This is a genomic window from Capnocytophaga bilenii (genome assembly GCF_017565765.1).
Taxonomy (GTDB): domain Bacteria; phylum Bacteroidota; class Bacteroidia; order Flavobacteriales; family Flavobacteriaceae; genus Capnocytophaga; species Capnocytophaga bilenii.
Genome location: NZ_JAGDYP010000009.1, coordinates 1 through 25,120 on the forward strand (window position 1 = coordinate 1; position 25,120 = coordinate 25,120).

Here is a 25,120-nt window from a genome sequence, read left to right on the forward strand (position 1 = left end):
AATCTACGACTACATTTTTTGCAATTTCTAAATCATTCATCTTTAATATATTTTAGTGTGAATTTTCAAATTCTTTCGATAGTTTTTCTCCATTAGGTGCTGTAGCAGTATAGGTTACTTTTGTTGGGCGTGTCCCTCCATTAGCATATTCAAACTCAATAGTAATACCCCCGCTGGCGCGAGCTTGTAGCTCGTGCCCAATTCAAAATTCACAATTCAAAATTCAGAATTCAAAATTCATAATTTGCCAATTCCCCTCGCACTATTTAGAGCGCGTTATAGGCTTAAAAAACGCTTATCTCTATGATGGGTTAAGGAATATAGTGGGGCAATTCTTTTGTATTATACTGATTAGTAAGTTGTTGTAATTTTAACAACATATCTGATACATTACCCTTTATAGTGATTTTTAAAATCAGTTGTTACCTCACACTCTCTTAGAAGGTAAGAACGTCCATCTGATAGAATAAAAGACTCCTTATCAATCCAGCCTACCAATATATGTAATAATTCAGCACTTCTTTTTAGTTGGTTTCGCCATCCTTCTATATCCAAATGATATTGGACAGAGAAAAACATATCTCCTTCAGGTGTTATTATGAAACAGCCATCTTCAACGACTCCCCCTTTTGTCGCTAATAAAGGCTTTTGTGCATTTACTATTTTGAAAAAATCATACTTCTCTGTTTTTTGTAAATATAGTATTTCTACACCTTCAATCTTTTCAAAACCTGATATTTTTACATAGTCATTCATACTATTTTGTTATTTTAAATTGAAAATTAGTAATTCCTGTTTCTTCAAAAATCTTTATATAATGATCTCTTAATTCTTTGGAGTTAGTATGATATATTACCCCCCGCTGGCGCAAGCTTGTAGCTTGTGCCCAATTCAAAATTCACAATTCTCTCTCTCCTACTTGTCCCATTTGTCCCACCCGTCCTACCAGTCCCATAATCGCCCATGTGGCTCACACCGTATAGCTCCCATAATTGCCCACGCGTCCCGCAATTCAAAATTCAGAATTCAGAATTCACAATTCTCTCCCTGTCCTACCTGTCCCATTTGTCCCACTTGTCGCACAAGTCCCACTTGTCGCACATTCTATGTTAATATCCAAATTTTAAAAGGTATTTTTTTTGATTTTTTTGTATTTTAGAACAAATTTTTGCCCAAAACATCACCTATAGCCTAATTTATTTAAGCTATTATTTTATTGTTATTCAAATATTTAAGAGTATTAATACACTCTTTTTTCTCTTATGCTACGGTAGCATATTTATATATGTCTACATAAGGAGTTCCTCTCTTGATTACTGCAAAAGCAATATTTACAAGTTTAAACTTTATGTTATTGCTTATCAGCAAAATATGCTTCCCTTGCTCTTTCTTCTTCTCAAAATATGCCTTTATTTGAGAGTTATATTTTTTAGCCGACTGAACCGCCATACTCAGCAAAGCCTTAACTTTTTTATTTGCAAAATGATTTACTTGAGTCTTTCCTCTTACCGACTTTCCCGAGCTATGTTCAAAGGGCGCTATTCCCGAATAGCAAGCAAATTTACGGCTATTTTTAAATTTAGTAAAGTTATGAGTAATCATTACTAAATAAGCCGAAATTATAGTACCAATTCCCTTTATACTCTTCAATAAATCGCGATTCTTTTTCAATTCAGGATGCTCTTTAAAAACCCTTTCTATTTCATTTTCAATAGCTTTTAGACTATTTTTAAGAGCTACTCTTGTTTGTTGATTTATTTTATGAACACTCTCATAAGCCTTGCTATTTACCCGTCCTTCATTCTCTTGGGTCATTTTCAAACTTGTTATTGACTTTTGTATTTTTTCCCTTTCAGCAAAGAGAAGTTTAAGTTCCTGTATAGCTTCATCCGTTACCTTTGAAAGCACTATTTTATCAATATTTCTCAAGGCATAAAGAGCAATCATTTTAGCATCGGTTTTGTCATCTTTACCTCTAGTAATACCTTTAGATTTATTAATTTCAAGAGCTGAAACCTCACTATAATAAGCATTTAGCTCAGAGAGCACTTCACCTAATTTGATTGAATACACCCCTGTATTTTCAAAACAAATAAGCGTTTGAGTCAGGTTGTAACCTAACCTTTCCAAATCCTTTACAATAGATTTAATGTTTTTAGGCTTATAGTCAATTACTTTTGAACCTAATACATTGCCATTTTTATCCACATAACAAATATCTAATTTGTCTTTGGATACATCAATTCCTGTAAAAAGAACATAGTTTTTCATTTTCTAAATATGATTATTGATATTAAAAATAAGCCTTTGCTTCTAAAGTCTTTATTAGACCCTAACGTCTACCATTCTATTTAAAAATAAGGCTTTAAATCAAAGAATTGGCAGAGGACTAATGTGAGACATAAGACGTTATCTTAACCCGTCCTCCTAGTTCACCTCTGTTACTTCTTTGAAATATAAAAATACTATTTTTCTTTTATATTAGGATATTATTTTCAAAAATATTTTATAACTTTGCATTTCAAATCAATTCCAGCCCTGATTGTTCAAGTCTTTATTTACCATTCTATTTTGAAAATCAGGGTATTCAAAGAACGGGCAGAGGCAGAATGAACAGACTTTTATTCTCCTCTGCTTTTCTTTGAAAATAACTTCTTATTTTCAGGGTGCAAAGTAAAGACCCGTCCCACAATTCAAAATTCAGAATTCACAATTCAGAATTTACCAATTCCCCTCGCACTATTTAGAGCGCATTATAGGCTTAAAAAATGCTTATCTCTATGGTGGATAAAGAAAAATAGTGGGCAGCTATTTTGTATTGATTGTTAATGAAATAAAATTTTTGAGGTGTCTATTTAGCTACATACTAATTGACTTTGGGAAATGGGAGAACGCTCTACAATTCTTTTTATTAATTTGTTAAAAATAGTATCTTTGCTCTGTGAGCGATTAATTCTAAAACTGTATTCCGCTAAATAGCGGTCTATGTTAAACTCTGATACCCAAGAATATATACCTCTTATCCAAGATTTTACTTGGTGTATTTCCTTCCTCTTTTCCCTCCTATGGTAAATTCATCAACCTAAACGCTATCATTCATTTTGTGCGATTCACTGGATTTCATAGCTTCACGGACAACAATACCCTTTTTCCCATTTTATGGAAGTTAAGTATTCTTCGCAATCTAAGTCTGTTTTAAAGCGTTCAGTAAACTCTAAGAGGCTTTGTCCCTTAAATAATTCCATAATACATTAATTTTCAGAGTGCAAATATATGAAATTATTTCGGCACCTCAAATAATGTTTAATGAACAAGTTTTAGTCGCTTATCCTTCGCTTACTTTCCCCTTACTTTCCCCTTACTTTCCCCTTACTTTCCCCTTACTTTCCTCTTACTTTCCCCTTACTTTCCCCTTACTTTCCCCTTACTTTCCCCTTACTTTCCTCTTACTTTCCTCTTACCTTCCCCTTACCTTCCCCTTACCTTCCCTCAATTTAACAACTAATTACTTTTGCGGTTTATGTCTAATGCCTAAGGACTAATCACTAACAGCTAAATATAATAATTATTTCCTATCTTTGCGCCCTATTTAGAAAAATACAATGACTTCATATCACGATTTATTGCGCCATATTCTCGATAATGGCTATTCAAAAGATGACCGTACTGGTACGGGTACTACGAGCGTTTTTGGTTACCAAATGCGTTTCAACCTCAATGAAGGTTTCCCGCTGCTTACTACCAAAAAAATTCACCTCAAATCGGTGATTTACGAATTGTTGTGGTTCCTGAAAGGCGATACAAATATCAAATACCTTACCGATCACGGGGTGCGTATCTGGAACGAATGGGCTGACCCTAACGGGGACTTAGGTCCTGTGTACGGTACGCAATGGCGCAACTGGAACGGCGAGGCTATCGACCAAATAAAACAGGTGCTCGACACCCTGCAACACAACCCCGAAAGCAGGCGCATTATCGTTTCGGCTTGGAACCCTTCGGTATTGCCCGATAATGGCAAATCGTTTGCTGAAAATGTAGCCAATGGCAAAGCTGCCTTGCCTCCTTGCCACGCGCTATTTCAGTTTTATGTAGCCGATGGCAAACTATCGTGTCAGCTATACCAGCGCAGTGCCGATGTGTTTTTGGGAGTGCCTTTCAACATCGCCTCTTATGCACTCCTTACGATGATGATTGCCCAAGTATGCCAATTGCAATTAGGTGATTTTGTGCATACTTTTGGCGATGTTCATATTTACAATAACCACCGCGAGCAAGTAGCCTTACAGCTAAGTCGTACTCCACGCCCCTTGCCTACAATGCACCTAAACCCCAAAATTACTGATCTTTTTGCCTTCGGTTATGACGATTTTCGCTTAGAAGGTTACGACCCTTACCCTGCTATTAAGGCTGAGGTATCGGTGTAATGAAGTGACAATGTAGTAATAAACGTTAAATTTTTGTTAAATAATAATGAAAGGTTGGCTATGTGGCTTTTTTTTCTTTCATTTGTGGCATTATTCTAACAAATTACTACAGCAATGAAAAAGATTTGCACTTTTATTCTCAGTTTGGTAGTGTTACCAAGCCTTTTTGCGCAATTTACTACTGAATCTTTCTCTTCGGGAAAGATGGAACGCAAACAAAAAATAGGTATTTACAAGCCGAGCAATTATTCCGACAAACAGAGCTATCCGCTAATAGTGGTGCTGAATGCCGAAACACTTATGGAGCCTATCATCTCGATGGTGCGTTACTACGAACAATTCAAGGAGATGCCTAAATGTATAGTGGTAGGGGTATTTGATGCGAAATTAGACGATGTGGCGATTATTGATGAGGTAGCGCGCCCGATGAACGAATCGGCGAGGTTTTTTGAATTTGTATCTAATGAATTGGTGCCTTACATACAGGGGAAATTTCCGATAGCGGGGCTTAAAGGAATTGTGGCTTCTGAAGAGGCTGCCTTTCTTATCAACTATTATCTGCTTGCCGAAAAGCCTGTGTTCAATATGTACGTAAGCTTAAACCCTACAACTATCCCTCGTATGGGTGAACAGTTTGCTGAGGTTTTTGCTACGGGGTTTAAGAAGCGTATTTTTTACTATATGGCAACCCCAGGTGTGGAAAACCAACTGAATTACGAAACGGCTACGCGTTTTGAAAAAGCGATGCGCTCTACAGCGGCTCACGAATCGGTAGAGTATCATTTTTCGGATATGAAAAATATGACTGTAAACGCTTCTAAATTAGTAGCTTTGGCAGAGGCACTCGACCTTTGTTTTGATGTGTATAAACCCATTGGAGGCAAGGAATACAAGACCAAAATGGAAACGCTGAGCACAGGAATATTTGAATACTTAGAGAAAAAATACAATACCATTGAAGAGTATTTCGGCATTAAGAAAAAACCTTCTCTTAACGATATTTTGGCAGACTATACGGCTATAAAAAGTGCTGCTGACTGGGAGTCGCTAAAGAAATTATCTAAATACGTGGAGGAAAATGGCTATGACAAAACGGCTATGCCTCAGTTTTTTATGGCGGAATACTACGAAAAAACAAGTGACTTTAAAAAGGCTTTAAAAGCTTATCAGAAATCATATACACAGCCTGATGTCGATTTTATCAACGGTGATTTGATTACCGAGCGTATCAACCGTATGAAATCGGCAGGAGGTGGAAAAAAATAACCTATGAACGTAATAAAAACTAAAATTGAGGGGGTGGTAATTATAGAACCCCGTGTGTTTCGCGATGACCGCGGATACTTTTTTGAATCGTTTTCACAACAGCGATTCAACGAGCTGGTAGCTCCTGTTACTTTTGTACAAGACAATGAGTCACGCTCTACCTATGGGGTATTGCGTGGCTTACACTTTCAGAAACCGCCCTATGCACAATCTAAATTGGTGCGCGTAGTAAAAGGGGTAGTATTGGATGTGGCAGTAGATTTGCGTAAAGATTCGCCTACCTTTGGGCAATACGAACAGGTATTGCTAAGCGAGGATAACAAGCGTCAGTTTTTTATTCCGCAGGGGTTAGCACACGGCTTTGTTGTGCTGAGCCCAGAGGCTGTATTTCAGTATAAATGTGATAATTACTACGCACCGCAAGCTGAAGGAAGCGTGCGCTGGGACGACCCGCAAATAAACATCAATTGGCAATTGCCTTTGGGCGATATCCTCCTCTCTGAAAAAGATAAAAAAGCACCACTACTTGCAGAACTAACATTTTGATATGAAAAGAATACTGTTTATACTTTTTGCTTTTAGCTGTTTTTACAGCGAGGCACAATTGCTATCGTCTGTAATTACCGAACTAACCTCTCATAAAGAAACAAAGGATTTGGACGTAACAATGCTATGTACTATTTTTGTAATGGAAAAAGGTAAGGTAGAACTGCCTCGCCAAGCTTTGATAGTGCCACTACAAGAAAAAGAACGCAAAAAGATAGGAACAGACAGGATTCTTATTGCATTGTTAATGGACGATTTTCGCTTGCCAGAAAATACCCCTATTGAGTTTGAACTTACCGCTATTCCCAACGCAAAGCATTGTTATTACAGCAAAAAAGCTACTTTCACCTTAGATGGCAAGAAAATTACAATCGTTGCTGATAAAGAAAGCGGACTGAGGGAGGCTATTGCACAAAAAAAGACACTCAATGAAAGTGAACTAGAAGTAAAAAGCAGCTACAAGTATGATTTTCGCGATATTGATTACTGGATAGACTGCTTGGATAGCAAAGAAACTATAACAGTAGCCGATGAAGACGATGAAACACGTACCGAAAATAGGCTACTGGGGTGGATAGCTCATAACAATATGGATAGGGTACAGAAATTTGCCGAAGGCTTGCTACCACTGCCACAATTTCCGCTGAAAAAAGACTGGAAAGAATGGTGGCAACGGCTGCAAAACCTTACGATTGCACCTCTTGAACAGCATTATACCGTGTTGCCTGACATCAGGTGCGACCTAATTACAGCAGATGCCGCCCAGCAAAAAATTTACGTTATTAACTACAAGCCCAGTAAAAAAAATAAAACACCTCATATACTTCAGCTTTCACCTCGCACTAAGGAGGTGAAAAAGGGGTATATTTTCAATAATGAACAATCCTATTCCAATTGGTTTCCGGCTTTTTATGCCGAAAAAGATACTTTATACGCCGTTTCGGAATACTTTTTATGGTCTAAATACGTGCCTGTAGCCAATGACACGGCTTATTATTACAAAGAGGTAGCCCAAAAAGATGTATACCCTTACCAAAAACCTTCTGATAAGAAACGAGATCCCTCTAAAACTAACAAAAACTATGTAGAATACAGCTATGCTACCCCTAATTATCTGTATGTACTATACAAAGACTACAACTCTAAGAACAGAGATATGTACGTACTTACCCTCAGTACCAAAACGGGTAATATTTTGGGTATTGTGCCTTTAAGCAAGCTATTGGGTAATCCTAAAGAAACAAACAGACACTACTTAAATTACCCCGAAATGCAAACTACCGATGACTTTATATGGTGCACAGAAATAGACAAAAAAGTATATCACCTACGGATACACGGTACCGAGCTGGTAGAACAAGTTGTTTTAGGAGAAAAGTTTCAATGGGGACCTCAATACCTCAGCTGGGACAAGCAGCAGTTTTACACCGATAAAAACGATGATATCTTAGAGTTTTACACCATAGAAAGTCCCTCACGCACTATTAAAACAAAGACCCCCTATGGGAAGGGTACGGCAATGGCAGTGGTAGATACGGAAGGAATAGATTATTTTTACGTAACAGAAAATGGGTGTTTCTATATTATAAAAAAACAACGCCTTAGCAAGAGCGATTTTCAACCCATAGGCAAGCCTGAAGAAATCTTCTATTATTTGCCTACACCTTTTGAAAAAAGTGGGTATATCAGAGACTTAAGAGTGCTGAAAGTAGGGACACAATACCATTTATTCTTCGAGATAAACAATCAAATGTATTGGGTAGCTTATCCCTAAAGTGTTAAAATAAAAATAAATATTCTCTTATTCAGAATTATTTTATATATTTGCGGCAAAATTAATCATTAGCCATAAGTGTTAATCATTACATAAGTATGAAAAAGAGAATATTAATGTTGTTAGCCCTTGCTATAGTAGCTTTTGGGGGCTATATGGTATGGCGCAACTACATAGCTACAACGCGCATTGCCTTAGTAAATTTTGTGAGCTATCAGGCTTCAAACATTGCCTTATCTAACGAAGATAAGTTTATCAAGTTCGAAGAAGTGCCTTTAGACCAATTAGACCAGCTTAAGAAATACGATTTTGTGCTGGTGTGGGCTATGGGCTTGAAAATTAGTGATGAGCAGCGCAACCAGCTGATAGAGGCTGCCAACCGCGTTCCTTTTCACAGCTTTGCCGTTACTAACCCCGATAACGATATTAGTAGCCTTAGCGAAACCGAACTGAAAAAAGTAACTTCTTACTTAGAAAGTGCCAACAAAACCAATTACCAAAACTTGGCGCGCTATGTGCGTAAATACATAGACCGCAAATGGTTTGCTACCGAACCCTCAGCCCCTATTGAGCGCAAAGAAAACGTATACTTCCACTTAGACGATGAACGCTCATTTGACAATCTTCCCGATTTTGAAACGTATTTAAAGCAAAATAATTTTTATAAAGAAGGCGCTCCACGCATTGCAATGGTAGCGGGCTTGCACGAGCCTTTTGGTGGTAACAAAGAACACCTGAATGGCGTTATCAAAGCCTTGCAAGATGAGGGTATGAACGTGTACCCTTTCACATCACAAGGCAAGCGCATAGAGTTTTTAGAAGCTATCAAGCCTGATGCCGTTGTTTATTTCCCTCACGGACAAATGATGATGGGCAATCCCGAAAGCTACATCAATTGGGCTAAACAGCACAATGTGCCGCTATTCACAGGCTTATCGGTATTATCAATGAAAGAAGACTGGGAAAAAGACCCAATGGGAATGGCAGGAGGCTTTATGGGGCAAACTATCGTAATGCCCGAATTAGACGGCGCCCTCTACCCCTACGTGGTAATAGCTGAAGAAAAGAACAAAGACGGCTACTACTTTTTGAATGCTATAGAAAACCGCGCCAAAAAGTTTGCTAAAATCATTCACAACTTCACCCAGCTAAAACACAAAGCCAATGGCGACAAAAAGCTGGCTATTGTGTATTTTAAAGGAATAGGGCTGAACCCTGCCGCAGCACAAGGCTTAGAGGTAGAAGAATCAATTTACAACTTCTTGCAACAACTACAAGCCCAAGGCTATAACGTAGGGCAACTGCCTTCCCTTGCAAACTTTAAGCAGCTTCTGCTCACGCACGCCAATACCTACCGCGGCAACGCCAAAGGCGACATAGAACAGTTTTTCGCACAAGGCAAACCTGCCTTGGTGGAAGCTAACCAGCTAACCAGCTGGATGCAACAAACACTCCCCCCTACCCTTTACCAGCAAGTGATAGCCCACAATGGAGCTGTTCCTGGTACTTATCTGAGTACTACCCAAAACGGCAAAGACTATTTAGCCGTATCGCAACTTACATTGGGCAATATCACTATCCTACCGCAACCACCAGCTGCTGTAAGTACCGAAGACGACTTCAAAGTGCAACACGGGGTGCAAGAAATACCTCCTTATGCTTATTTTGGTGCTTATATGTGGGTACAAAACGGGCTAAAAGCCGATGCGCTTATCCACTTTGGCACACACGGATCGCTGGAATTTACGCCTCATAAGCAAGTTGCCCTCTCCGATTATGACTGGCCAGACATTTGTGTAGGTACCGTGCCTCACTTCTACTATTACACCATTGGCAATATAGGTGAGGCAATGATAGCTAAACGCCGCTCTTACGGTGGTATCGTTTCATACCTTACCCCTGCTTTCACCGAGAGCGATATGCGCAACACTTTCAACGAGCTTGAAAAAACCTTCCTTTCATACGAAAAATCTAAAAATCCTACCGATAAACAAGCCATAGGGCTACACATTAAAAAGTTAGCCGTAAGTATGGGCTTGCACCGCGATTTGCGCTTGGATAGTATTCTTACCAAGCCTTATACCGATGACGAAATTACTAAACTTGAAAACTTTGCCGAAGAAATTGCTACAGAAAAAATCAACGGTGAATTTTATATAACAGGTGTACCTTATAGTCCTGATAAAATTAACTCTACCGTTCTAGCAATGAGTGCCGACCCTATTGCTTACAGCCTTGCCACTCTTGATAAGCACAAAGGCAAAGTAACCGAAAAAGACCTGAAGCGCAAGGCTTTCTTTACCGCTCATTATCTAAATCCTGCCAAAGCCTTAGTACAGCAAATTTTGGCAGGCAAAGAGGTTACTACCGCCTTTATATGTGATTATGCTCACATCACCCCCGAGGAGCTTCAAAAAGCCAAAGAAACAATAGAGACGGAAGAAGGTGGCAAAATGCCATACTTCTTGCGCCAACAGCTACAACGCGAAGCCAACAAAGGCAAAACGGCTACCGCTACGGCTGCTGCAACCCAAACGGCTACTATGGCTGCTACAGCTACCCACACAGGCAAGAAACCCGATGCCGTAGGTCGCCCTACCAAAATAAAAGCTCCTGTTAAAAAAGAAGACCGCAAACCGCTTACCCCTGAAGAGCTGGCTGCTATCAATGCTAAAAAAGCTAAAATAGACCACGCAAGGGCACTAGTGGATATAGAAAAAACCATTACCAACGTAGTACGCTACCAAAAAGGACTACAAGAAAGTCCGCAACGTGAACTACAAGCCTTTATCAATGCCCTCAACGGCGGCTATACACCACCTTCATCAGGAGGCGATGCGGTAGCCAACCCCAACGGCGTACCTACAGGGCGTAACCTTTATGGGATAAATGCCGAAAGTACTCCTTCTAAATTAGCGTGGGACAGAGGCGTTGCCCTTGCCGATAACGTAATCAATGAATACAAAAACAAACACGGCGAATATCCTAAAAAAATAGCTTATACGTTCTGGAGTTCTGAATTTATAGAAACCGAAGGGGTATCCATAGCACAGGCTCTTTATATGCTGGGGGTAGAACCCGTTTGGGATACCTTTGGGCGCGTGGGCGATGTGCGCGTGATTCCTTCTGAAGAACTCGGCAGACCACGTATAGATGTGGTTATACAAACCTCTGGTCAGTTTCGCGATTTGGCAGCCTCTCGTCTTTTCTTGCTGAACAAGGCGATAGAGATGGTATCAGCCTTGCCTGAAGAGAAGTACGCCAACGAGGTGAGCGCGGGCTCTGTAGATATAGAAAAAGAGTTGGTACAAGCAGGTGTACCTCCTAAAGAAGCACGCGAAATGGCTACTCGCCGTATTTTTGGTGGCTTGCAAGGACGTTACGATACAGGCATCAAAGAGCTTATCAACGCAGGCGACAAGTGGGAAACACAACAGGACATTGCACAGGTGTATTTGCACAATATGGGGGCTTTTTACGGAAGCCAAGAGGAGTGGAGCAAGTTTCAAGAAGGTATGTTCCGCGCTGCTATCAAGAATGCTGATGTGCTTATACAGCCTCGCCAAAACAATACTTGGGGCGCCTTGAGCCTCGACCACGTATACGAGTTTATGGGCGGTATGAACGCTGCAATTAAAGAAGTTACCGGTAAAGACCCCGATGCTTATCTTGCTGACTATCGCAACCATAAAAATATGCACGTGCAAGAGCTGAAAGAAGCTGTAGGCGTAGAGGCTCGCAGTACTATCCTCAACCCTAAATACATCAAGGAAATGATGAAAGGGAAAGCCTCCAGCGCAGGACAAATAGCCGAAATAGTAACCAATATGCACGGCTGGGAAGCTACACGCCCTGAACTGATAGACGATGCGCTTTGGAACGAAGTGTACAACACTTATATAGAAGACAAACAGCAATTGGGCATTACCGACTTTATCAAGAAAGAAAACGTGGCAGCCTTGCAAGAAGTTTCTGCCGTAATGCTTGAAGCTACCCGTAAAGGAATGTGGAAAGCCTCTGCAGCACAAATAGCTCATTTAGCCGATTTGCACACTACCCTCACCCAACAATACGGAGTGAGCTCATCACAATTTTCATCGGAAAACAAGAAGTTGCAAGCCTATATAGCGCAAAAAGCTACTGCCGAGAATGCAAAAGCCTACCAACAACAGTTGGCTAAATCTCAGCAAGGCAAGCAAGAAGCGGTAGATGGCAAAAATAGCAAACTCCTCAAGAAAGAAGAGGTAAATCCTGCAGGTGAACAGAAAAAAGTATCATTTAGTGCTCTTTGGATAGGTATAGGCGTAGTTGTAGCCTTTGTAGCCCTCGTAATCTTTGTAAGAAAACGAAGAAAACGAAGCTAAATATAGTATACGATTTTTTCAAAAATATTTACTTACACACTTTGGCAAAGGTGGTGGCACAAGAGGCTACTAACCTTTGCCAAAGTTTTTCTTAAGCGTACTCATTAATCACTAAACATCAATCATTAAACATTATTTTCGTATCTTTGCAGCCTGTTTCAAGATTTCTATAAAATGCGAACAAGAAGTATCAAAAAGAACACAATAAATGTAGTAACTCTCGGCTGCTCTAAAAACGTATACGACAGCGAAGTGCTGATGGGACAACTAAAAGCAGGTGGTAAAAACGTAGTACACGAAAAAGAAGGTAATATCGTGGTTATCAATACCTGCGGATTTATCAACAACGCCAAAGAAGAAAGTATCAATACTATTTTAGATTACGTACAACAGAAAGAAGCTGGCTTAGTGGATAAAGTATTTGTAATGGGCTGCCTTTCAGAACGCTACAAGCCTGATTTAGAAAAAGAAATACCCGATGTAGACCAATATTTTGGCACTAGTGAACTTCCTGCCTTGCTAAAAGTGTTGGGCGCTGACTATAAACACGAACTTATAGGCGAACGCCTCACTACTACCCCTAAAAACTACGCCTACCTGAAAGTATCGGAAGGCTGCGACCGTCCGTGTAGTTTTTGTGCAATCCCACTGATGCGTGGGGCACACATCTCTACCCCCATAGAAGCACTTGTTACTGAAGCTGAAAAACTTGCCGCTAAAGGTGTAAAAGAGCTGATACTCATAGCGCAAGATATTACTTACTACGGGCTCGACCTCTACAAAAAACGCGCCCTTGCCGACTTACTTCGTGCTCTTGTAAAGGTAGAAGGCATAGAATGGATACGCATTCATTACGCCTTCCCTACAGGCTTCCCTATGGACGTGATTGAGGTGATGAAAAACGAACCTAAAATCTGCAATTATTTAGATATACCCCTACAACACATCTCCGACCCTATCTTGGAGAGTATGAAACGCGGTACTACACAGGCTAAAACTACTAAATTACTACACAAGCTCCGCGAAGCAATGCCCCAAATGGCAATACGCACTACCCTAATAGTTGGCTACCCAGGGGAAACCCAAGCCGACTTTGATGCTCTAAAAGACTTCGTAAAAGAAATGCGCTTTGAGCGTTTGGGTTGCTTTACCTACAGTCACGAGGAGAATACTACAGCCTACCAGTTGGAAGACGATGTACCCGAAGAGGTAAAGCTGGCTCGTGCTAATGAAATAATGGAGATACAATCACAAATATCGTGGGAACTCAACCAAGAGAAAGTAGGCAAAACATTCCGTTGCCTGATAGACCGCAAAGAGGGGAACCACTTTGTTGGTCGTACCGAATACGACTCACCCGATGTAGATAACGAAGTACTCATTGATGCTAAGAAGCACTATGTAAAAATTGGTGATTTTGTAGACGTAAAGATTATAGATGCCACCGATTACGACCTCTATGGTGAGCCTCAACAAGTTTAATTGTAAGGAAGTGCTATTTTAGATATTGAGGCTCAAAATAAGCTGTATTTTCAAAAGATTGTAGTTTGTACTTTTCAGTAGCAAAAGGAATCATATCTTTAGCTTGTGGGAAAACGCCACTGATAAACTCTGCGTTGGGGTGCTTGCAGATAGCGGCAAACTTATCACTGCCATCGCCTAAGAAAACAACCTTCCCTTGTGCGAGGTATTCACTATAACTTTCCTCATTTAGGATAACGGACTGCGTAGGAGCTATAAAAGTATATTTCTCATTTAGTACCGCACTATATACCTCCATACGGCGAGCATCAATCATTGGGATAATTATAGGATTGTGAGGAGCTTGAGCAGCGATAATTTGTAGTGTAGGTATGGCTATCAGTGGAATATTTAAGGCAAAACACAAACCTTTGGCTGTAGCTATCCCTATACGTAAGCCCGTATAAGAACCTGCTCCTGCACTTACCGCAATAGCTTTGAGCTCACTGAAGGTTATTCCTGCTTGCTGCATTACTGTTGTTATAAATAAATGTAAGTGTTCAGAATGTGTAAATCGCCCTGCATTTTCAGTTTGTTCTGCTAATAATATTCCTTCATTGGATAAAGCTACCGAACAATTAACTCCCGAAGTTTCTATATGTAATATCATCTATCTGTTGCGTTTTACTTCTTGCCTGCCACTACCAGCACCATTTCTCCTTTAATAATCTTATCAGTATAAGCCAATTGCAAATCCCCTAAAGTTCCCCTTAAAGTTTCTTCGTGTAATTTGGTAAGCTCACGTGAGAGACTCGCTTTGCGGTCAGCACCAAAGGTAGTAATAAAATCTGCTAAGGTTTTTAGAAGTTTGTGAGGTGAAACATAGAAAATCATTGTACGTTGCTCTTCGGCTAATTGCTGTAGGCGTGTTTGCCGTCCTTTTTTATCAGGCAGAAAGCCTTCAAAGGTAAAACGTTCAGCAGGCAAGCCACTATTCACTAAGGCAGGTACAAAAGCTGTAGCCCCTGGCAGGCATTCTACGGCTACCTCTTCGGCAATACAAGCTCTTGCAAGAAGAAAGCCTGGGTCGGAAATGGCTGGCGTACCTGCATCGGTAATTAGGGCAACTGTAGTACCTCCTTTGATACGCTGCACCCAGCTATCTACCACCTTGTGTTCATTAAAAAGGTGGTAGCTTTGCATAGGGGTGTTTATATTGTAATGCTTCAGTAGCTTACTGCTAGTGCGTGTATCTTCAGCCAATATGACAGCTACTTCGCCCAGCAAACGCAAGGCTCTGAGGCTAATATCTTCTAAATTCCCGATGGGTGTAGGGATCAAATACAATTTGCTCATTATTCAAAGCGGCGTAATATGAGGCTTAAGAAGCGCTCCTCATATTCTTCTTTGCCTTTCCAATGATTGTAAGTAGGTTTTACCTGCTGCTGTATGTACACGGCTGCCTCCTCAAGTGTATGCAACTCTTCAAGGTGTTTTAATACCTTGTTGTATTCACTTTCACTACCGAAGAACAATTTTTGTACAAAGGCAAGTTTGTCGTTGAGACCTATCTGTATTGCCTTGCTAAAACGGTCGTTTAGCGACTGTGTAGGTTTGGGCTCTTCAGGGTTCTTCCTTTCAAAGGAAGCTGTTTTTGCCTTTTGAGACAAAAATTCTTCTAACGAAGGAGTTTGTCGTGCGGCAGACTGTGGCTGCGCTATGTTTTGTGACGAAGGCTGATCTATGTTCATTGCCCAGCTCGTTTTTACATTATCCTGATTGGCTGTTGCTGCAAAAGGATTTTCTAACGGCTGAGGTTGTGCTGCTGGTGCAGCTGTTGGCTGCCCAAAAGGAGTATTGGGTGTAGCATTATTTATTCCAAATGGGTTATGCTGCATTTGTTCGTGCAAATGCTGTTGCGCTGCTTGTTGTTGTTTTTGTTGCGCTGCTTGTTCTTGAACGTGTTGCTGTATAAACTGTTCTGCCATTGCCTCAAACGGATTGTGATTATGAGGCTTTTCAGCTTCAGGTTCTTTGGCTACAGAAGCTGGTGGGGGTGCTGTGGGGGTGCTGGCAGGAGTTGCTGGTTTAGCTGCTGCCGCAAAAAATGGTTGTGCTTCTGGTTCAGTAGGGAAATCTTTAGGCTCGTGTGCCACACCTTCTTCCTCTTCTTCTTGAGGGAAAGGCTTATATTTCATCGCTTCGGGTATGAATGCTTGTGTAGCTTCAAAAACGTGCTGTAATACTTTTTCTATGCGTGCTTCTTGTTCTTCTTCAGTTTCATCGCGAGGGTCTTGTTTAGCGTGTATTGAATAAAGAGGTTCTCTATAAGGAGCAGGTTCTGTATGTTGCTGAGGTTGTGGTGGCGCTGCTGGAGCGGTAAATGCTGGCGGTGGCGTTGGTTGTGCCGCTGTTGGAGCTGGTGCAGGCGCAGATGCAGGTTCTGTATGTTGTTGAGGTTGTGGTTGGGCTGCTGGAGCAGTAAAAGCTGGCGGTGGCGTTGGTTGTGCCGCTGCTGGAGCTGGTGCAGGCGCAGATGCAGGTTCTGTATGTTGTTGAGGTTGTTGTGCCGCTGCTGGAGCTGGAGCTGGCGCAGGTGTGGGTTCTGTATGTTGCTGAGGCTGTGGTTGCGCTGCTGAAGCAGTAAAAGCTGGCGGTGGCGTTGGTTGTGCCGCTGCTGGTGTTGGTGCAGGCGCAGATGCAGGTTCTGTATGTTGTTGAGGCTGTGGTGGCGCTGCTGGAGCGGTAAATGCTGGCGGTGACGTTGGTTGTGCCGCCGCTGGAGCTGGTGCAGATTGTTTTGTTATAGGAGCAGGTTCCATAGCTACAAATGCCACTGGTGCCGTCTCCTCTTTTTTCAACTGAATATTTAGCGGCTCAATTTCTGTAACATCTGTATCTATATTAAAAATATCTTCTTCCTGATGTTCTTCTATAAATGAAGCAACCTTACGCATCGTATAAAGCATACGTTCTTCGGAAGCCTTTAGTGTTTGATAATACTTCTCAACAAACCCCAATATAGTGATTTTGTCGGTCAAACGTAGGGCTTGCTGACGCATCTTTGAGATATTTAATTGCCCTTGGTGAGCTATGATTTCCTTAGCAAAATTTACTAATTCTTGTTCTAATGCCTCTTTCATTTCGTTAGTGGGTTTTGATGTGGCAAAGGTACAAAATAAATACCAATTATCCACTAAAAATTAACAATTATACCCCAATAATTAACATTTAGTCTTTAGTAATTTGTTTTTAGTTGTGAGCGGATAGCACAATTTGAAGAAGTAGCACAAAATATAATATAAAAAAACTTTGGCAAAATTCAAGACTTTGCCAAAGTTTATACAGCAATTTAACTACTAATTAACTATTTTACAGAAGCTTCGTAAATGCCTTGAATGCTTTTTGCTAAAGTAGCATCAAAATCGGCATCGGTTTGTTTGGCTGATAAGCCTTCGCTAAGGGCACGTGAGAAGCTGGCTATTACCCCCTTGTTTTGCGCCAAAAGTTCATTGGCTTTTTCACGGCTATAACCTCCCGAAAGAGCTACTACTCGCACTACACGAGGGTGTTTGGTAAATTCTTTATATAGGTTGTTGATAGTAGGCAGGGTAACCTTTAGCATCACGTTGTGAGTTTCTGGCAAGCGGTCTAAGTGCTTTCTAAGTTCGTCAGCCAAAATAGCTTCTGCACGTGATTTATCGGGGATGTTGATATCTACTTCAGGTTCAATGATAGGCACTAATCCTGCTTCAATAATTTGATGAGCTACCTCAAATTGTTGAGCTACCACACGTTCTATTCCTTCTGGACTTGCTTTTTTGATTACTGAACGCATTTTGGTACCAAAAATATGACGCACATTGGCACGGCGTAACAAATCGGCAAGATTAGAGATAGGTTTCATCAGTTGTACTCCGTCTAAGTCAAGTTCTTCAAGACCTTTATCTACTTTTAGGAAGGGTACTATGTGTTTTTCTTCCCACAGATAGTCGGCAGTAAATTTATTATCAATTTTTCTATCCATAGTTTGTTCAAAAAGGATAGCGCCGATTATTTTTTCGCTGTTAAAAGCGGCACTTTTGATGATACGGGTACGCATTTGGTGAATAAGGTCGAACATTTCTTCTTCGCCGTTGTACTCATCTTCATTTACTCCGTAAAGTTTTAGGGCTTTGGGAGTGCTACCGCCACTTTGGTCGAGTGCTGCAACAAATCCTTTGCTACTGCGCATCTGTTCTAATTGTTCTTTTTTCATAGTTTATTATTATTTTTCCTACAAAGGAGTAATTGTTAAAAAATCGCTACAAAGATATTAAATATAATTGAAATAACAAATATTTTTTTGTTATTCTTCGCTCAGTCTCTCTCATTTACCACTATCAATATTTCATCATCGGTGAGTATGGGTTCGTTGCGAAAACGCAGTAGTATTTGGGCTACAGTGATAGTATCTTTTTCGCAGTAGGTAGCGATGCGGTCTATATCATTTTGCTGATAATACACCTCTCGCACTTGGCTGCCATCGATGTCGTCTTTTGGTGAAGGTATTGCCAATATATGTGCTAAAAGTTTCAGGGAGGTGTAATGTTTATAATCACCAAATTTCCATAGTTCCAGCGTGTCTAAATGGGGTATTTCCCAAGGTTTTTTGCCGTATAGTTGCAATTTTTGTGGTATGGCTATACGGTTGATTATCATACGTCTGGCTATGTAAGGAAAATCAAATTCTTTGCCGTTATGGGCACAGAGCAGGTGTTGTGGTTGCGAAAAGTAACTATCCAACATTACTGCAAAGTTTTTCAGTATTTTTTTTTCTTCTCCTACGAATGAAGTAACTCTAAAAGTGCGTTGTTGGTACTTAAACACAAAATATCCTACTGATATACATACTATTTTACCAAATTCTGCCCAAATACCTGCTCTATGGTAATATTCTTCGGCTGAAATCTCTTCTTTTCGTACATATTTGGTTTTTTCTTCCCACAATTCTTGCTCACTTGCTGATAATTGTTGGTAATTTTCATTCTGCGGGACGGTTTCTATATCTAAAAAGAGTATATTTTGTAAGTTTATTTTGTGTAGCATTACTTTTGGGTTATTCTTCGATTTTTCGGGTGTATTGTGTGGGTGTGATACCTTCTAAATTTTTAAATGCTCTTATGAAGCTTGAATAATCGGTGTAGCCTGATAGTTCAGCGACTTCTTTTAAGGGCATATCGGGGTTTTTATCTAATAGTTGTTTTGCTTTATGTATCTTTACGCGTGTAATATAGGCTTGTGGGCTGTGACCTGTGAGTGCGTTTATTTTGCGATAGAATTGCCTTGTGCTCATACACATTTTTTCTGCCATCACGGGGACATCTATTTCTACATCTTTATCGAGCATCAGGTAGATATAATCTACCATTTTGGCAAGGAATTGCTGGTCGGCGCGTTGTTGTTCTTGTGATACGATGTTGGTTGCTGAGGTATCGCTTTGGTTTTCATCAGTTGCTTTATGGGCAGTTTCTGCGGTGCTCTCGATAGCCCATTGCAAGTATTTTTGTCGGAGATTTTGGCGTTGTTCTAATAGTTTTTCTACCAGCATTTGTAGTTCTTGGCTGTTGAAAGGTTTTGCTAAGTAGGCATCAGCTCCGGCTTTGAAGCCTTCTACGCGTTCTTCTTCGGTAACTTTTGCTGTGATAACAATAATAGGGATATGGCTTATAATCTCATTTTTTCGTACTTTTTTACAGACTTCTAATCCGTTCATTTCGGGCATCATCAGGTCGGTAATGATAAGGTCGGGGACGAGTTCTTTGGCTTTTTCAAGTCCTTTTACACCGTTGATAGCGTAGTAAATAGCGTAGTTGTTACCCAACTGGCTTGCTATATAGGCAGCTACATCGGTATTATCTTCGATGATGAGAATGCGTTGTATGTTGTCATTGTTGGTTGGGCTGTCTTTTAGTTCTGTTTTTTCTTGTGGTAATATGGGCGTATTCTCGCTTATATCGTTTAGTTGAGCGAGTGATGCTTTGGCTTCTTTGGTGGGGAAAGTAATAAGAAAGGATGTTCCTTTGCCTTCGGTACTTTTGACGGTGATTGTTCCTTCAATGGCATCTACAATTTGTTTTACAAGTGAAAGTCCTACGCCTGAACCTATGGTATTACTATTGTTGCCTGCTTGGTAAAATATTTCGAATAGGTGTGGGAGGTGAGATTGACTGATACCTGCACCTGTATCGGTTACTTCAAGCTGTATGTTATTGTTTTGCTGCTTAATAGTTACTGTTACGCTACCGTATTGGGGTGTGAATTTGAATGCGTTGGACAGCAAGTTGTTCATTATTTTATTGATATAATCGGGCACAAAGGCTGTAAAGATGTGGTTGTGGGAGACGAATTGGAGGTGAATTTGTTTGCTTTGGGCATAATCGCGGTAGCTTTCCACAATCATAGCGATATAGGCAGAGATGTCGCCTTTTCGCCAGTCGGGGTCGCCTACGGCTGATTTAATTTTTGAAATATCTAATAGTTGATTTACGAACTGCAAAAGGTTTTTGCCTTGTTTTTGTATGTTGTTGGCTTTTTCTTTTGTAGTTTGATCGGTTTCGGGGTTATTGGCGATGTCGTGGCTTAGTCCTAATATGACGGTGAGTGGCGTTCGGAATTCGTGGGTAATATTAGTAAAAAAGTTTTCGCGCAGCAGGTTCATTTTTTTGAGTGCTAAGTAGTTGCGAGCGCGTATGCGTTGTACGTAGTTGAGCATTGCTAATGAGATGAACATCAGCAGTAATACGAAGGCAGAGATGCCGATGATGGTATATTTTCGAGATCGTTCTTTTTCGATTTGTTGTTCGGCGTTTTTCATTTGCTCCATCTGCCGGCGGCGTTCTATATTTAGGCTTACGTTTTGTATTCGGTTCATTTTTTCAGCGCCTACTACGCTATCGCGGTAGATGGTAGATTGGAGGTGTTTTTGGAGAGCTGCTTGGTAGTTTCCTTGTTTTTGATATACGAGGTAGTAAAGGTGATAGATGTCGGCAAGGTGTTCTTTTGATTTTATTTTTCGAGCGGTTGCTTCGGCATTGGTAAGGTTAGCGAGGGCGACGTCTTCTTTTCCTGTAACATAATCGATATGAGCAATTGCCAAAAGGGTATTGAGGGCGTGCCAGTCATCTTTTGAGGCTTTCATTATTTCAAGTGCTTTTTGGTACTCTTGATATGCCTCATCATAATTGCCTTCAAGTTCGTTTATTTCGCCAAAATAGGTGTGCCCAATAGCGATACCTATATTGTTTTTAGCTTTGGTATTGAGTTCCATTGAGCGTTTGTAGTAGATGTTGGCAGAGTCTATTTGTCCTTTATTTTTGAAGATAGAGCCTATATTGGCATAGTTGATGGCTTGCCCGTAGAGGCTTCGTAGTTCTATTTCACCAGCTAGGGCTCTTCGGAAGACGCTATCGGCACTCTCGTAGTTGTTGAGGGTGAGATATATATTTCCCATCCCGTTGAGTGATATTACGCGATTTTTTTTGGCTTGGAAGGAGGTGTCGGTGCTTGCTTCGCTTATTTTCCAAGCGAGGTAGTGGTATTCTTGTGCGGCATCTAAAATACCGAGTCTTCGGTAGTTTGTGCCTATGTTGTTGAGTGCTCTGACCCACTCGATGGTGTCGTGTAAGGCTTCGGCTTGGTGCATTCCTTCGCTGTGGACACGTAGTGCTTCGTCAAATCTACTTTCGTTGCGAAGCATACGCCCCCATTCGCGAAGTGCAATAACACTTCCTATTTTATTGCCTTCTGCCTCCATTTGTCGCTGTATCGGCGCCAACGAATCGGCTGAAAGAAAGTGATTGAGTTTTTTCTCTATCAGTGTTCGTTGTTTTTCAGCGTTTGTATTTGTTTCTTTATTGTTACAAGCTATTATAAATAGAGTTATAACAATAAATACTAGCTGAGATAAAGCTGTTGTAGTAGCATATTTTTCACTTTTCATCTCATATTCGTTGTTTGATATTCAGAATTGGCTATTTAGAACTGAGCATTCAAAATTATTTACTGATAATACGTAATTTCGTATATTACAGTGCGTTGTGTATCGCTATCTTGTAAAACATCTTTTACGATATTTCCTTGTTCGTCATAGGTATATTGGTGTTTTTCGGTATAATAATTCATAGCGGTATTATTTCCTGATGTTTTGATTTCTAGGACATTACCGTATTTGTCATACGTATAATCACTTTGTATATACTGTTCTTTGCCGTAGTTGTAATAGGTTTTTTCGTGTGTGCACTGCCCCTTTTCGTTGTAAGTAAATAGGGTTTCTTCTTCTTTATGCTGACCGTTGTAGGCGGTTTCTTGGGTGAGCAAACCTTGTTTGTTGTAAAGTCGCTCTATTTTGGAAAAACTTTTATAAAAGTCGTTTAGTTGGGTTACTTTTTTGCCATCTGTTAGCTGCTGATATTGGTAGGAGATGGTATCGGTGGTTTTGTCGAGGTTGTGCAGGATTACTTGTTGCAAATTGCCTTGTGCATCGTAGGTATTTTTTTCGTAATAGGGGTTGGGGTCGTCTTTGTAGAGGGTTTGTTGCTCTACAAGGCGATGCTGCTGGTCATAAGTATTTTTAATTTTTCTTGTCCATTCTTCTTTGGCGTTGTAATATACCTCGCTGGTGATGTAACCATCGGTGTTGTACTGTACTATGTGTATGGGGTCTTCATCTTCATCATATTCGTTTACGCCGAGCCTTCCGTTGGTGCTATTGGTGGCGTATACTGTTTTTTTGATGGTTTTTACCTTGCCTTTGAGGTTGTTAGTTTGCCAATGGGTAGGGTTGGTAATTTGCTCTTTTTCTGCCGATTGTGATGAGCTATTAAGGGTGCAAGAGCTAAAAGAGCCTGCGCCAAGAATAAGTGCTAGTACTGAAAAAATGTGTTTCATTAAAAAAGTAATGTTAATTTTGCAGCAAAGATAATAAAAAGTAGCAAATTAGCAAACTGGTAATTAACAAATTAGCAAAAAAATGACAAATTTTACTTTTATGCTGTTTTTTCATTAGGACATTGAGAACCAACGCCAGATGTTCATATCAATCCTCTTCCTCCACGTAATGTGCGGCAATTGGTTCTCATATACGTCCTAACTTGTTTTAATGAAAAAAGTATCTTGAGGAGGCAAGTCTTCTTTTTTATCTTCTTTAAGCTTGTCAATACGTTTATCTACTTCAATTTTCACAATTTCTCTAATGGTATCTAACAATTCTACCCGTTCATCGCAAAAATGAAGGTTAGTTTGTTGTTGGTTTGCTATTTTTTTATTTGTTTCCATTAGAAAGTGATTTTTTCTTTGATGAGGAAAAATACCTCTTATTTTCTGGTGCAAAGGTACGGTGGTTTTTGGAAGTAGAGTTTGCATTTTCAGCCAAAAAGTATGCAATATCTGCCATTTTTAGTTTTTTTATTATGCTCGTAAATATGCAAAATTTGCCATCAGTACCCTTGCCAAGCCTTATGTAGTAAGGGAAAGGGTATGCAAGGTGCTATGAAAATTGGTTTTGTATTGGAGCTGGAATTGGCTGTAAAGTATTTGTAGAGGAGGTGTGTTTTATCATTATTTAACGTTACTTTGAAAAGAAAATAAATAGTAAATAAAACGAAAAAAAACGTTACTAATTTATATTTGATTTACAATTGTTTTGTACCTTTGTTGGCTGAAAAAGTAACTTAATGAAAGATAATTTCTTTCTATAAAAAATTATGTTTTATGGATACATATGTATTAGTACTTGAATTTCTATTCTTGCTGGTAATGCTGTACATAGGCAGCCGCTACGGGGGAATAGGTTTGGGAGTCGTATCGGGGATAGGACTCATTATAGAGGTGTTTGTTTTTCGGATGCCTCCTGCCTCTGCGCCTATTGAGGTAATGTTGATTATTTTAGCAGTGGTTACTTGTGCTTCTATTTTGGAGGCTGCTGGTGGGCTGAAATTTATGCTGCAGGTGGCTGAACGGGTGTTGCGAAAGAACCCTAAACAGATTACTTTTTTGGGTCCTATCGCTACTTACACTCTTACTTTTATGCTTGGTACGGGGCATGCTGTATACTCTATTATGCCTATTATTGGTGATATAGCGTTGAAGAACAAAATTCGCCCCGAACGCCCTATGGCAGCTGCTTCGGTAGCCTCGCAATTGGCGATGACAGCTAGCCCTATATCGGCAGTAGTAACGGTCTATTTAGGTAAGGAGCTACTGAATTTGTTTCATTTGCAGGGGGGTGAAAACCTAACTTTGCTGAATATTCTTTCGGTTACGCTACCTGCAACTTTCTTGGGGTTATTGGCAATGTGCCTTTATAGTAGCAAACGTGGTAAGGAATTGGAAAAAGACCCTGAATACCAACGCCGCTTGCAAGACCCTATATACCGCGAGCAAATTCTCAATAGCAGCAAGACGACTTTGAATGAGGTGATACCTCAGTCGGCAAAAAATGCGGTGTACATATTTTTATCATCAATAGTGGTGATTGTGGCTTTAGCTCTATTGCCTGAAGTGCGTACTTTTATGATAAAAGAAAATAATATAAGTATCGCTTATACGGTACCTATGGGGATTATTATCCAGATGATAATGCTTTGCTTTGGTGGGATTATTCTTATTACTTGTAAAACGCCTGTAAAACTGGTACCTGAAGGGGTTGTGTTTAAATCGGGAATGGTGGCTTGTATTGCTATTTTCGGGATTGCTTGGATGAGTGATACTTACTTTACTTATGCTATGCCTAACTTTCAGGATGGGATTACGGCAATGGTGCAAGCGTACCCTTGGACGTTTATCTTTGCGCTTTTTGCTGTTTCAGTAGTTGTGAACAGCCAAGCGGCTACCGCTAAGATGATGTTGCCTATAGCTATAGCTATGAACTTGCCTGTGCCGCTGCTCATAGGTATTATGCCAGCAACTTATGCTTACTTTTTTATACCTAACTATCCTTCGGATATTGCTACGGTAAATTTTGACCCTACAGGTACTACAAAGATAGGGAAATACTACTTTAATCACAGCTTTATGGTGCCAGGACTCATAGCTGTATCGGTGGCTTGTGTTGTGGGTATCGCCTTGGCAGAGGTATTGATGAAATAGTACAGAAAGGCTGTCTGAAAAGTTTTGTTGTGTGAGGGCGATTTACAAATCTTCTTTACAATATAAAAGACTTTTTGGACAGCCTAATGCTTTTCTGTGTTATCAAATAACTACAAGAATAGAAACAAAGGCTTGAAATTTCTGCGCTAAAAACA

The 25,120-nt window shown here is 40.2% G+C and carries 18 protein-coding genes and 1 pseudogene; 7 read left to right on the forward strand and 12 right to left on the reverse strand.

Features of this window, described 5'->3' with window-relative positions; translation table 11 throughout:
- Positions 1–390: 390 nt before the first annotated feature.
- The 3 genes and pseudogenes from J4N46_RS10740 to J4N46_RS13020 form a co-directional block, all read right to left on the reverse strand.
- The gene (locus J4N46_RS10740) at positions 391–756 is read right to left on the reverse strand and encodes a hypothetical protein (protein WP_208059293.1); all 366 of its coding nucleotides are present in this window, start codon (positions 754–756) and stop codon (positions 391–393) included.
- Between the two features lie 504 nt (positions 757–1,260).
- Complete coding sequence (locus tag J4N46_RS10745; RefSeq protein WP_208059294.1) at positions 1,261–2,271, reverse strand: IS110 family RNA-guided transposase; 1,011 nt, start codon at positions 2,269–2,271, stop codon at positions 1,261–1,263.
- Between the two features lie 584 nt (positions 2,272–2,855).
- Positions 2,856–3,044: pseudogene (locus tag J4N46_RS13020) on the reverse strand (IS1595 family transposase); the annotation flags it as partial.
- 558 nt (positions 3,045–3,602) lie between these two features.
- Between J4N46_RS13020 and J4N46_RS10755 the strand changes: the two are divergent.
- The 6 genes from J4N46_RS10755 (at position 3,603) to rimO (ending at position 13,859) form a co-directional block, all read left to right on the forward strand.
- Entirely contained in the window at positions 3,603–4,427 is an 825-nt protein-coding gene (locus J4N46_RS10755) for a thymidylate synthase (protein ID WP_208059295.1), read from the forward strand.
- Between the two features lie 114 nt (positions 4,428–4,541).
- Complete coding sequence (locus J4N46_RS10760) at positions 4,542–5,693, forward strand: alpha/beta hydrolase-fold protein (protein WP_208059296.1); 1,152 nt, start codon at positions 4,542–4,544, stop codon at positions 5,691–5,693.
- 3 nt (positions 5,694–5,696) lie between these two features.
- On the forward strand, positions 5,697–6,239 hold the full coding sequence (gene rfbC, locus J4N46_RS10765; protein WP_009415194.1) for a dTDP-4-dehydrorhamnose 3,5-epimerase: 543 nt from the start codon (positions 5,697–5,699) through the stop codon (positions 6,237–6,239).
- A 1-nt stretch (position 6,240) separates the two neighbouring features.
- Entirely contained in the window at positions 6,241–8,013 is a 1,773-nt protein-coding gene (locus J4N46_RS10770) for a hypothetical protein (protein WP_208059297.1), read from the forward strand.
- 98 nt (positions 8,014–8,111) lie between these two features.
- Positions 8,112–12,377: a cobaltochelatase subunit CobN gene (locus tag J4N46_RS10775; protein WP_208059298.1), complete on the forward strand. Its 4,266-nt coding sequence runs from the start codon at positions 8,112–8,114 to the stop codon at positions 12,375–12,377.
- 174 nt (positions 12,378–12,551) lie between these two features.
- Entirely contained in the window at positions 12,552–13,859 is a 1,308-nt protein-coding gene (gene rimO, locus J4N46_RS10780; RefSeq protein WP_208059299.1) for a 30S ribosomal protein S12 methylthiotransferase RimO, read from the forward strand.
- Positions 13,860–13,872: 13 nt separating this feature from the next.
- On the opposite strand, the gene tsaB is transcribed toward rimO, so the two are convergent.
- From tsaB to J4N46_RS12880, 9 genes are all read right to left on the reverse strand, one after another.
- Positions 13,873–14,508 carry a tRNA (adenosine(37)-N6)-threonylcarbamoyltransferase complex dimerization subunit type 1 TsaB gene (gene tsaB / locus J4N46_RS10785; RefSeq protein ID WP_208059300.1) on the reverse strand — a complete coding sequence of 212 codons (636 nt, stop codon included), beginning with the start codon at positions 14,506–14,508 and terminating at the stop codon, positions 13,873–13,875.
- Between the two features lie 14 nt (positions 14,509–14,522).
- Positions 14,523–15,194: a 16S rRNA (cytidine(1402)-2'-O)-methyltransferase gene (rsmI, locus tag J4N46_RS10790; protein ID WP_009415189.1), complete on the reverse strand. Its 672-nt coding sequence runs from the start codon at positions 15,192–15,194 to the stop codon at positions 14,523–14,525.
- Positions 15,194–16,981, reverse strand: a complete 1,788-nt coding sequence (locus J4N46_RS12875) for a hypothetical protein (protein ID WP_208059301.1) — start codon at positions 16,979–16,981, stop codon at positions 15,194–15,196. Before J4N46_RS12875 ends, rsmI begins: the two co-directional genes overlap by 1 nt.
- A 224-nt stretch (positions 16,982–17,205) precedes the next feature.
- Positions 17,206–18,096, reverse strand: coding sequence for a fructose bisphosphate aldolase (locus tag J4N46_RS10800; protein ID WP_009415187.1), 891 nt, complete (start codon positions 18,094–18,096; stop codon positions 17,206–17,208).
- A gap of 101 nt (positions 18,097–18,197) precedes the next feature.
- The gene (locus tag J4N46_RS10805) at positions 18,198–18,926 is read right to left on the reverse strand and encodes a 3'-5' exonuclease (RefSeq protein WP_009415186.1); all 729 of its coding nucleotides are present in this window, start codon (positions 18,924–18,926) and stop codon (positions 18,198–18,200) included.
- A 10-nt stretch (positions 18,927–18,936) separates the two neighbouring features.
- Positions 18,937–21,819, reverse strand: a complete 2,883-nt coding sequence (locus J4N46_RS10810) for an ATP-binding protein (protein ID WP_208059302.1) — start codon at positions 21,817–21,819, stop codon at positions 18,937–18,939.
- A gap of 59 nt (positions 21,820–21,878) precedes the next feature.
- The gene (locus J4N46_RS10815) at positions 21,879–22,766 is read right to left on the reverse strand and encodes an RHS repeat domain-containing protein (protein WP_208059303.1); all 888 of its coding nucleotides are present in this window, start codon (positions 22,764–22,766) and stop codon (positions 21,879–21,881) included.
- Between the two features lie 198 nt (positions 22,767–22,964).
- On the reverse strand, positions 22,965–23,153 hold the full coding sequence (locus J4N46_RS10820) for a hypothetical protein (RefSeq protein ID WP_208059304.1): 189 nt from the start codon (positions 23,151–23,153) through the stop codon (positions 22,965–22,967).
- Entirely contained in the window at positions 23,140–23,271 is a 132-nt protein-coding gene (locus J4N46_RS12880) for a hypothetical protein (protein ID WP_255351822.1), read from the reverse strand. Before J4N46_RS12880 ends, J4N46_RS10820 begins: the two co-directional genes overlap by 14 nt.
- 317 nt (positions 23,272–23,588) lie before the next feature.
- Between J4N46_RS12880 and J4N46_RS10825 the strand changes: the two genes are divergently transcribed.
- Positions 23,589–24,965 carry an anaerobic C4-dicarboxylate transporter gene (locus tag J4N46_RS10825; RefSeq protein ID WP_208059305.1) on the forward strand — a complete coding sequence of 459 codons (1,377 nt, stop codon included), beginning with the start codon at positions 23,589–23,591 and terminating at the stop codon, positions 24,963–24,965.
- The last annotated feature ends 155 nt before the right edge of the window (positions 24,966–25,120 follow it).